Origin of the sequence: Chryseobacterium sp. POE27, assembly GCF_039727685.1 — a bacterium.
GTDB lineage: Bacteria > Bacteroidota > Bacteroidia > Flavobacteriales > Weeksellaceae > Chryseobacterium.
The window spans coordinates 2415256-2425000 of record NZ_CP152475.1 but is presented as its reverse complement, the minus strand read 5'-3'; the positions used below and the strand labels follow the sequence as shown (position 1 = coordinate 2425000).

At 41.8% G+C, this 9745-nt stretch carries 3 protein-coding genes, 2 tRNA genes and 3 rRNA genes; 5 read left to right on the top strand and 3 right to left on the bottom strand.

Going from position 1 to position 9745, the window contains the following annotated elements; translation table 11 throughout:
• Window positions 1-388 precede the first annotated feature (388 nt).
• The 5 genes from AAHI02_RS11435 (at window position 389) to rrf (ending at window position 5694) form a co-directional block, all read left to right on the top strand.
• Window positions 389-1906 (top strand): 16S ribosomal RNA (locus tag AAHI02_RS11435).
• 263 nt (window positions 1907-2169) lie between these two features.
• Window positions 2170-2243: transfer RNA gene (locus AAHI02_RS11430), tRNA-Ile, on the top strand.
• Between the two features lie 93 nt (window positions 2244-2336).
• A tRNA-Ala gene (locus tag AAHI02_RS11425) sits at window positions 2337-2410 on the top strand.
• Between the two features lie 204 nt (window positions 2411-2614).
• Window positions 2615-5371, top strand: a 23S ribosomal RNA gene (locus AAHI02_RS11420).
• Window positions 5372-5586: 215 nt separating this feature from the next.
• Window positions 5587-5694: ribosomal RNA gene (gene rrf, locus AAHI02_RS11415) — 5S ribosomal RNA — on the top strand.
• The 16S, 23S and 5S rRNA genes sit together here with 2 tRNA genes alongside, the layout of an rRNA operon.
• Window positions 5695-5821: 127 nt before the next feature.
• Here rrf and AAHI02_RS11410 read toward each other — a convergent pair.
• The 3 genes from AAHI02_RS11410 to AAHI02_RS11400 all read right to left on the bottom strand — a co-directional run bounded on the left by AAHI02_RS11410 (window position 5822) and on the right by AAHI02_RS11400 (window position 9728).
• On the bottom strand, window positions 5822-8167 hold the full coding sequence (locus AAHI02_RS11410; RefSeq protein ID WP_346983355.1) for a phospholipase C, phosphocholine-specific: 2346 nt from the start codon (window positions 8165-8167) through the stop codon (window positions 5822-5824).
• Window positions 8168-8251: 84 nt separating this feature from the next.
• Entirely contained in the window at window positions 8252-8482 is a 231-nt protein-coding gene (locus tag AAHI02_RS11405; protein ID WP_346983354.1) for a SusD/RagB family nutrient-binding outer membrane lipoprotein, read from the bottom strand.
• Complete coding sequence (locus AAHI02_RS11400; RefSeq protein ID WP_346983353.1) at window positions 8427-9728, bottom strand: SusD/RagB family nutrient-binding outer membrane lipoprotein; 1302 nt, start codon at window positions 9726-9728, stop codon at window positions 8427-8429. Before AAHI02_RS11400 ends, AAHI02_RS11405 begins: the two co-directional genes overlap by 56 nt.
• Window positions 9729-9745 lie beyond the last annotated feature (17 nt).

Sequence of the window (9745 nt, the reverse complement as noted above, 5' to 3'; positions counted from 1 at the left end):
AGCGGATAAATTAAAAAGAACTCCTTTATTTAATAAGGATACATTTAAAAGTCGGATTTAGTTCATGAATTTTTTTTTCAGAAAATATTTGTGAGAATAAAAAAGATTAGTATCTTTGCAGTCCCGATAAAACGGGAGCGCAGGAGTAGGTTTGACGGATGTTGGAATGGAGATTAGGGTTATCAAAAAACTTTAAAAATTCTTTTAAAAACATTTGGTTGATAAGAAATAATTTATTACTTTTGCACTCGCAAATACGGCGTGAAACTGACAGAGAAAGTAGCGGAGTATGAAGCGGAAGATTTGAAGATCATTGACATACAATATAACAACCAAGTAAGGAAAAACTAAAGCGTTAAAAAACTTTGAGTGAGTCAAGAACAAACATACAATGGAGAGTTTGATCCTGGCTCAGGATGAACGCTAGCGGGAGGCCTAACACATGCAAGCTGAGCGGTAGAGATCTTTCGGGATCTTGAGAGCGGCGTACGGGTGCGGAACACGTGTGCAACCTGCCTTTATCAGGGGGATAGCCTTTCGAAAGGAAGATTAATACTCCATAATATAATAGATGGCATCATTTATTATTGAAAACTGAGGTGGATAGAGATGGGCACGCGCAAGATTAGATAGTTGGTGAGGTAACGGCTCACCAAGTCGATGATCTTTAGGGGGGCCTGAGAGGGTGATCCCCCACACTGGTACTGAGACACGGACCAGACTCCTACGGGAGGCAGCAGTGAGGAATATTGGACAATGGGTTAGCGCCTGATCCAGCCATCCCGCGTGAAGGACGACGGCCCTATGGGTTGTAAACTTCTTTTGTACAGGGATAAACCTATCTACGTGTAGATAGCTGAAGGTACTGTACGAATAAGCACCGGCTAACTCCGTGCCAGCAGCCGCGGTAATACGGAGGGTGCAAGCGTTATCCGGATTTATTGGGTTTAAAGGGTCCGTAGGCGGATCCGTAAGTCAGTGGTGAAATCTCACAGCTTAACTGTGAAACTGCCATTGATACTGCGGGTCTTGAGTAAGGTAGAAGTGGCTGGAATAAGTAGTGTAGCGGTGAAATGCATAGATATTACTTAGAACACCAATTGCGAAGGCAGGTCACTATGTCTTAACTGACGCTGATGGACGAAAGCGTGGGGAGCGAACAGGATTAGATACCCTGGTAGTCCACGCCGTAAACGATGCTAACTCGTTTTTGGGCTTTCGGGTTCAGAGACTAAGCGAAAGTGATAAGTTAGCCACCTGGGGAGTACGTTCGCAAGAATGAAACTCAAAGGAATTGACGGGGGCCCGCACAAGCGGTGGATTATGTGGTTTAATTCGATGATACGCGAGGAACCTTACCAAGGCTTAAATGGGAATTGACAGGCTCAGAAATGGGTTTTTCTTCGGACAATTTTCAAGGTGCTGCATGGTTGTCGTCAGCTCGTGCCGTGAGGTGTTAGGTTAAGTCCTGCAACGAGCGCAACCCCTGTTACTAGTTGCTACCATTAAGTTGAGGACTCTAGTAAGACTGCCTACGCAAGTAGAGAGGAAGGTGGGGATGACGTCAAATCATCACGGCCCTTACGCCTTGGGCCACACACGTAATACAATGGCCGGTACAGAGGGCAGCTACACAGCGATGTGATGCGAATCTCGAAAGCCGGTCTCAGTTCGGATTGGAGTCTGCAACTCGACTCTATGAAGCTGGAATCGCTAGTAATCGCGCATCAGCCATGGCGCGGTGAATACGTTCCCGGGCCTTGTACACACCGCCCGTCAAGCCATGGAAGTCTGGGGTACCTGAAGTCGGTGACCGTAAAAGGAGCTGCCTAGGGTAAAACAGGTAACTAGGGCTAAGTCGTAACAAGGTAGCCGTACCGGAAGGTGCGGCTGGAACATCTCATTTTAGAGCGTCTATTGACGATAAACAAAAAAAAGTATCGCAAGATACATGAACTTACTTAAAGTTTAAGCTTTAGTTTTTTATTGGTTGCTATACATAAGAGATAAATGATCATCGATGAATGATAAAAACATCAGTAATCATCCATCATTTATCAATTATATATAAAATACAAACCCACTAGAAATTAGTAACGGGAAGAGATTGAGGAATGAATGAAGATAATGGGGTATGCAAATATTACTCATCACTTATTACTCATAAAGAGTCTCGTAGCTCAGCTGGTTAGAGCGCTACACTGATAATGTAGAGGTCGGCAGTTCGAGCCTGCCCGAGACTACTAATTAAAAAGACGGGAGACGAAAAGACAAGAGATATGAGACTATATATAAGTCACGGATCTCAAATCTAATAATCTCAAGTCCACCTAGAGGGGGAATTAGCTCAGCTGGCTAGAGCGCCTGCCTTGCACGCAGGAGGTCAAGGGTTCGACTCCCTTATTCTCCACATATTATATAATGTACGTAAGTACAGAGTATAATTGTAAGAGTGTAATAAAAGAAATTGTATATCTACATAATGACGGAGCCGTCATTAGTACATTTTACTTGATTACAGGATTACAAGCATAAAGATCATTGACATTACCGGTAAAGACATCACAAAGAGAAAACCGAGCACTTATAAGTGCTTGAGTAACCTAAAAATAGGAAAGAAATCGTTAAGGGCGTATGGCGGATGCCTAGGCTTTCAGAGGCGAAGAAGGACGTGGTAAGCTGCGAAAAGCTCGGGGGGATTGGCACACACGAATTGATCCCGAGATGTCCGAATGGGGCAACCCGTCAGGTTGAAGACCTGTCATCCCTTAGGGGAAGCAAACCCGGAGAACTGAAACATCTAAGTACCCGGAGGAAAAGAAATCGAAGAGATTCCGTAAGTAGTGGCGAGCGAAAGCGGATTAGCCCAAAAGTCTTTATATGTTTAGAAGAATGTTCTGGAAAGAACAGCCATAGAGGGTGATAGCCCCGTATTTGAAAGGCATATATAGATGATAAATGAGTAGGGCGGGACACGTGAAATCCTGTCTGAATATGGGGGGACCATCCTCCAAGGCTAAATACTCCTGAAAGACCGATAGTGAACAAGTACTGTGAAGGAAAGGTGAAAAGCACTTCGAATAGAAGGGTGAAATAGAACCTGAAACCGTACGCCTACAAGCGGTCGGAGCAGATTAATTCTGTGACGGCGTGCCTTTTGCATAATGAGCCTACGAGTTAATTTTACTAGCGAGGTTAAGGACTTCAGGTCCGGAGCCGGAGCGAAAGCGAGTCTGAATAGGGCGCATAGTTAGTAGGATTAGACGCGAAACCTTGTGATCTACCCATGGGCAGGTTGAAGCTTTGGTAACACAAAGTGGAGGACCGAACCGGTTGACGTTGAAAAGTCTTCGGATGACCTGTGGGTAGGGGTGAAAGGCCAATCAAACTGGGAGATAGCTCGTACTCTCCGAAATGCATTTAGGTGCAGCGTCGATTTATAGTTTATTAGAGGTAGAGCTACTGATTGGATGCGGGGGTTTCATCGCCTACCAATTCCTGACAAACTCCGAATGCTAATAAATGATGGTCGGCAGTGAGGGCATGGGTGCTAAGGTCCATGTCCGAGAGGGAAAGAACCCAGACCAACAGCTAAGGTCCCCAAATTTCTGTTAAGTTGAAGCAACGCGGTTGGACTGCATTGACAGCTAGGATGTTGGCTTGGAAGCAGCCATTCATTTAAAGAGTGCGTAACAGCTCACTAGTCGAGCGGTCCGGCATGGATAATAATCGGGCATAAACAGAATACCGAAGCTATGGATTTATAATTAATTATATCTGGTAGGAGAGCATTCTATAGGCACAGAAGCTGAGTCGTGAGGCTTGGTGGAGCGTATAGAAAAGAAAATGTAGGCATAAGTAACGATAAAGGGGGCGAGAAACCCCCCTCACCGAAAGACTAAGGTTTCCTCAGCCATGCTAATCAGCTGAGGGTTAGTCGGGACCTAACGCGCACCCGAAAGGGGAAGTGGATGGACAATGGGTTAATATTCCCATACTTGCTCACACTAAAAAGGGGACGGTTCGACGTAGCTATTGAAGACGGACGGAAGTGTCAAGGCCTAGCCTTCGGGCGAAGCTGTTATAGTGAAATCGGATCCAAGAAAAGCCGAAGTGAAGCAACCCGTACCAAAACCGACACAGGTGGTCGAGGAGAGAATCCTAAGGTGCTCGAGTGAGTCGTGGCTAAGGAACTAGGCAAAATAGTCTCGTAACTTCGGAAGAAGAGACGCCAACAGCAATGTTGGCCGCAGTGAAGAGGCCCAGGCGACTGTTTATCAAAAACACAGGACTCTGCTAAATCGAAAGATGCTGTATAGGGTCTGACACCTGCCCGGTGCTGGAAGGTTAAGGAAGGGCGTTAGCGTAAGCGAAGCGTTTGACTGAAGCCCCAGTAAACGGCGGCCGTAACTATAACGGTCCTAAGGTAGCGAAATTCCTTGTCGGGTAAGTTCCGACCTGCACGAATGGTGTAACGATCTGGGCACTGTCTCAGCCACGAGCTCGGTGAAATTGTAGTATCGGTGAAGATGCCGATTACCCGCAATGGGACGAAAAGACCCTGTGAACCTTTACTATAACTTCGTATTGACTTTGAGTAAGTAATGTGTAGGATAGGTGGGAGGCTTTGAAGCCGGCACGCTAGTGTTGGTGGAGCCGACGTTGAAATACCACCCTTTACTTACTTGGAGCCTAACTTCTTTTAGAAGGACATTGCGTGGTGGGTAGTTTGACTGGGGTGGTCGCCTCCAAAAGAGTAACGGAGGCTTTCAAAGGTACCCTCAGCACGCTTGGTAACCGTGCGTAGAGTGTAATGGCATAAGGGTGCTTGACTGTGAGACCTACAAGTCGATCAGGTGCGAAAGCAGGACATAGTGATCCGGTGGTTCCGTATGGAAGGGCCATCGCTCATAGGATAAAAGGTACTCCGGGGATAACAGGCTAGTCTCCCCCAAGAGCTCACATCGACGGGGAGGTTCGGCACCTCGATGTCGGCTCGTCACATCCTGGGGCTGGAGAAGGTCCCAAGGGTTGGGCTGTTCGCCCATTAAAGTGGCACGCGAGCTGGGTTCAGAACGTCGTGAGACAGTTCGGTCTCTATCTATTGCGGGCGTTAGATGTTTGAGAGGGCTTGATTCTAGTACGAGAGGACCGAATTGAACAAACCTCTGGTGTATCAGTTGTACCGCCAGGTGCACCGCTGAGTAGCTATGTTTGGAAGAGATAAACACTGAAAGCATATAAGTGTGAAACTCGCCTCAAGATGAGACATCTTTTAAGGGTCGTGGGAGATGACCACGTTGATAGGCTACAGGTGTAAAGACAGTAATGTCATAGCCGAGTAGTACTAATTACCCGTAGATTTATAGCCTATAAGTGTTGCTTATGGCAACTGGCCGATAGCTATTAGCTAAAAGCCAAGCGCCAACAACAAGCCTTATAAGTGCAAAATTGGTTTTGCCTTTGTGATGAAATTTACCGATAAATATAATTTACCAATGTACCATTTTATCAATGTACCAATGAGTATCTTTTACTGTATTGTTACACTGTTATACTAAATACATTGTTACATTAAACCTTATTTAGGGTGGTTTTAGCGGTGGGGCTCACCTGTTCCCATTCCGAACACAGAAGTTAAGCCCACCAGCGCCGATGGTACTGCGAAAGCGGGAGAGTAGGTCGCCGCCAGTTTTTATTTAAAGTCTCACAGAATACTCTGTGAGACTTTTTTTGTTTTTACCATACTCTAAAATATCATATATCCCCAAAAAGCCTTCTCCTATTTTAGAACAAGACTTTTGAATATATGCGTTTAAGATCAGTTCCAGTGTGGATCTGTGACAGTGGGTTTTCCTGTTTCTGCTCTTCCTGAAAACAGCCAACTGTGATTTTCTGAGCTCAGCTTCAAATCATACCATCCTTTTGTTTTAAGAATATCTAAGGGAATCTCGATTGTATTGTTGTGAACAGATATTTGCTTCTTAGTATTTCTATACAGGTCTTCTAAAATAAATGAAGTTTTGATGCCGGAATGATTAGTGATTATTAATCTACAATTATTGCCAGACTGGTCATTCACGAAAGAAATATTTACCAATGGTAATTTATTTCCTTTGAAATTTCGGTAAAAGCCATTAGGTCCGAATACTTCATAATCATATTTGCCATTGTTTACAGTATGAAGTAGTTCTTTTTCCGAATATAAAGCATATGAAAAATAAAAGTCTTCTGTTTCAAATTTAGTTCTGTCATAAATGATAAGCGGAACTGCTCTTTCCTTCAAATTTACCATCCTTATTTTCCCATCTTCAAAATTGACCAGATAATTGTACGGAAGTGTGTTGGAAGGCTTTATTCCTCGTTCCTGAATTTCAAGTAAATTGTTGTTCAGTTCGTTTTCAGAATACCATTTCAGGTCCGGAACCGGTTTGTTTTTGGACGAATTGATCGTTTTAGCGTAATCTTTCTGATTCAGATAATCAATATGAGGAATTTTCACACTCGATGAATTGAATGCTGAAGTAAGGTTTCCACAAATTGCTCTTCTCCAATCGCTGATATTTTCAACTGTAACGTCTTTATTCAATTTTTTCAGAATAAAATTTTCCAGGAACATCAAAACAGAAGTATGATCGGAAACTTCAGAATTTACAAACCCGCCTTTTGTCCATGGTGAGGCAATGATCATCGGTACTCTGTATCCTAAACCAACTGTTCCCTCAATCTTTTCGTGATCTTTCAGTGTTTCTGATGACATATATTCCTGATTTCTGTCTACATATTCAACACCATCCGCTCCATTCATATCAACAGGCTGGCTGAGATTTAACGGTGGAGAAAATGGAAGAACATGATCGAAATAGCCGTCATTTTCATCATAATTGATAATGAAAATTGTTTTCTTCCAGGTTTCAGGATCTTTCGTTAAAATATTCAACACTTCAGAAATATACCACGCTCCGTACCATGGCGAACCGGGATGATCTGAGAAGTGCTCCGGAGCTATCAGCCATGACACCAGAGGTAGTTTTTTTTCATCCACATCTTTTCTGAACTGATGCAGAACATCACCCTTAGGAACAACTAATCTTTCACCGTTTTCATCCTGTCCGATTTCAAGATTCCAGTAATCCTGATCGTCTGAATTGATAGTGAATGCTTTTTCATGAAGATTTTTTTCTGTTTGGGAAAGTTTTGCGTAATTATCAGGATGATACTTAATTTTATCTTCCTCCAATTCCACAATCATTTTTTCAAATTTTTCTTTCCTATCCGGATGCTTTTCGATTTCGTTTTGCAGATAAGTAATTATGTTTGGGATATTTTGATGGTAACCTTTTGAAAACTTTACATTAAATTTAGAAAACCATTCAATCGGGTTGTCGGTAAAGTTACTGAGCCAGGCTTCCTGCTCGCCCGACATTCCTTTTGGCAGGCTGATTTCATTCTGATATATTTTCCATGAGATGTTCTGTTCTTCCAGAATTTCCGGGAAACTTTTCCATTTTGCCTGATGATCTTTATCGTAATCAATATTATCGTTGTAAACATTTGCTTTTACTTTTCCATTTTTCTGTTCACGCAAAGTTCCGGACCAATGAAAAAGTCTGTTCGGTGTAGTTCCCGTTAAAGAAGAACAGAAATACTGGTCAAAAATCGTAAAAGCATCTGCCAGCTGATAGTAAAACGGAAGATCTTCACGGTTGTAATACCCCAATGTAAGAGGAATGTCTTTATAATCTTTATTTCCGGAATGTTTCGCCTGAAGCCACTGATCGTATTTTCCTTTATTTAATGCTTTTTGCTGATTGTCCCAGGAATGAGGAAGTGAGCTCATCCACGTAGATTTTGTATATCTTAAATCCAGACGTGCAGGAGCTGCATATTTGCCATCATTATTTTTTTGGAAAAAAACAGAATGCCCATCCTGTTTTCTGAAAGCTTTCTGATCCAAAAAACCTCTCACTCCTTTCAGAGTTCCAAAAGCGTGGTCAAAAGATCGGTTTTCCTGCATGAGAATAACGATATGTTCTGCATCATAAAATGTAGACTCGGCGGCAGGATCTATTGTTAATGCTTTTAAAATAGCCGGATGTAAGATTCCTGAAGTTCCTAAACCTGCTAAAAGCAAACTTGATTTTTCTAAAAATTCTCTTCTTTTCATGTTGAATTGTAATAGAAAGAAACCGCAAGTTAATTTCTTTTCCTGCGATTTCTTTTGTTTTAATGTTAAAAAATAATCAGATTTTTACTGTAACCACCAAGGTTTGGAATTAATATTATCATTTCCTCCGTATTGTGAAGTCAGCGCCGTTTTAAGATTGGCATTGTTGTAATTGTATTCCGATTGAGGATACCTGAATCTGAAAGGTGCGGAAACTCCTGTCTGTAGAGGGAAGTTTGGGTATCCTGTTCTCAGATAATCATAATAAGAAGTCCATTGTGCCTGGTGAAACATGGTCATATATTTCTGAGTCATGATTTTTTTCAAGCTGTGTTGACAGTGAAGCGGAGTTATCATAAACAACCAATGAACTTGCAAGATAATTATTGACATTAAATCCTGTAAAGTACTGTCCCGGATTTTTAACATATGTCTGATAAAATGTGAAACTTGCTTTAACAGCATTATCATAATGTGTTTTGGCAGATCCTGAAATCCATCCTCTGGCCGTAGCTTCTGCTAAAATAAATTCCAGTTCGGAATAGCTTAAAACTGATGAAGGTTCGTTGGTAGGATCTTTATAAAAACGGTCGTTTACCTTAGAAATATTTTTTGCGGTAATCAATGCTGCATTATCAGAATATGGAGAAACAGGATTTCCACCGTTGTATCCTGAAAAATCAGTGATTGGTTTCCCTGCTTCTTTAGCGCCGGTTGTCTGCGCAGCAAAAGTAAATAGTCTGGGATCTTGTCTGTCTTTAAATAAGTTGATAAAATAATTTGCCATATATAAACTTGAACCGTAACCACTATTGTTGAACATTGAATATCTGCTGTCTGCAGCATCTGCAAATTTCAGCTCCCCGTTGTCTGTAATGGAAGTCATTAAAGGCTGGCTTCCTGCAACAGATGCAAATTCTGTAGCAACGTTGTAATTACCAACGGTCGTTTTTTTAGACATCGTTATTAAAATTTTCAGGCGGAAAGAATTAATGAGTTTTTTCCATTTTGATGCATCGCCGTTGTAGATGATATCGCCTTCAATCTTGTCATTGGAATTAATTAAATCATTGGCTTCTTTTAATTCCGATAAAATTCCGGCCATGACGGTTTCCTGAGAATCGTATTTTGGCTGTGTAATACCTGATTCTCCTTTTACTCCTTCTGAATACGGGATGCTTCCGAATTTTAAACTTAAATTAAAGAAATAGTATGCTCTGTAAAATTTACCGATGGCCTGGTAATTTTTATTATTGATCTTCTCTGCTTCCTGCATCATTTTTACAGTGTTGAGAAGTCCTTTTGAATAAGTATCAAAAGAAGCATCATTCCATTTCAGATATTGGTAAACATTTTCACCGTCGGTTCCTATCATCATTCGGGAAGCGTACATATTGTCACCGTTTACCTGAAAAACATCTGAGGAAACATAGGTAAGTAAGACTTTAGGATCTACACTTGCTTTATCATTAGGGTTTTCGTTGATGGTGTCAAGATTAGATTCACAAGCGGTTAATGACAATATTCCTGCAACAAAAATTGATTTTATACTATTTTTCATTTCTTATTTCTTTTTAA

Bases quoted from the DNA above. Each gene is read 5' to 3' on its own strand.
- AAHI02_RS11410 (WP_346983355.1), bottom strand. From the start codon at position 8,167: ATGAAAAGAAGAGAATTTTTAGAAAAATCAAGTTTGCTTTTAGCAGGT.
- AAHI02_RS11405 (WP_346983354.1), bottom strand. From the start codon at position 8,482: ATGACTCAGAAATATATGACCATGTTTCACCAGGCACAATGGACTTCT.
- AAHI02_RS11400 (WP_346983353.1), bottom strand. From the start codon at position 9,728: ATGAAAAATAGTATAAAATCAATTTTTGTTGCAGGAATATTGTCATTA.